Genomic DNA, 681 nt, shown 5'->3' with positions numbered 1-681 from the left:
GCTTTGAATTTTAAGTAAATGAGAAGATAATGCAACACCCTGTGCATGATTTCCAGCTGAACAAGCGATTACACCACGTTCTTTTTCTTCATTTGTTAGTTGGGAAATTTTATTAAATGCACCACGAAACTTGAATGAACCCGTTAACTGCATATTTTCTAACTTCAAATAAATTTCTCCACCGGTTTTACTGGTTAAATAGAAAGATTTAACCAAAGGCGTTTTTCTAGCATTTCCATCTAAAATTTTTTGTGCCTTTTTTATATTCCCAATGTTGAGTGGTAAAATTTCATTACTCATATTAACACTTCTTTCAATGGCTTATAATCTAACTCTAGTGTTGCACCTAAATTCTCATAAGTTATAGTACCCTTGTAAATATTTATCCCCGTCGCTAAAGCCGGTTTATTTTGGATTGCATTCTCTAATCCATTTTTAGCTATTTCTAGTAAATACTCAATATTTCCATTTGCCAACGCCATAGTTGAAGTACGCGGAGTAGCACCAGGCATATTTGGTACTGCATAATGGACTACATCATGTTTAACAAATATAGGATTATCATGAGTTGTATAATGATCGACTGTCTCTACCGTACCACCTTGATCTATTGCAATATCCACAATCACACTTCCTGGCTTCATAGATTGAACCATATACTCTTTAACAATTTTAGGAGGA

Annotated in this window: 1 protein-coding gene and 1 pseudogene; both read right to left on the bottom strand. The window is 34.1% G+C overall.

Going from position 1 to position 681, the window contains the following annotated elements; translation table 11 throughout:
- On the bottom strand, positions 1-300 hold a 300-nt coding region (locus tag ACQGS6_RS29440), incomplete at its 3' end, for a pyridoxal-phosphate dependent enzyme (protein ID WP_426966107.1).
- Positions 297-681, bottom strand: a pseudogene (locus ACQGS6_RS29435) (alanine dehydrogenase); the annotation flags it as partial. The gene ACQGS6_RS29440 and the pseudogene ACQGS6_RS29435, both read right to left, overlap by 4 nt.

This window comes from Bacillus sp. GMs2/2 (genome assembly GCF_050172095.1).
Classification (GTDB): Bacteria; Bacillota; Bacilli; order Bacillales; family Bacillaceae_G; genus Bacillus_A; species Bacillus_A cereus.
The sequence above is the reverse complement of the archived record's forward strand: the minus strand, read 5'-3'. Positions and strand labels throughout refer to the sequence as shown.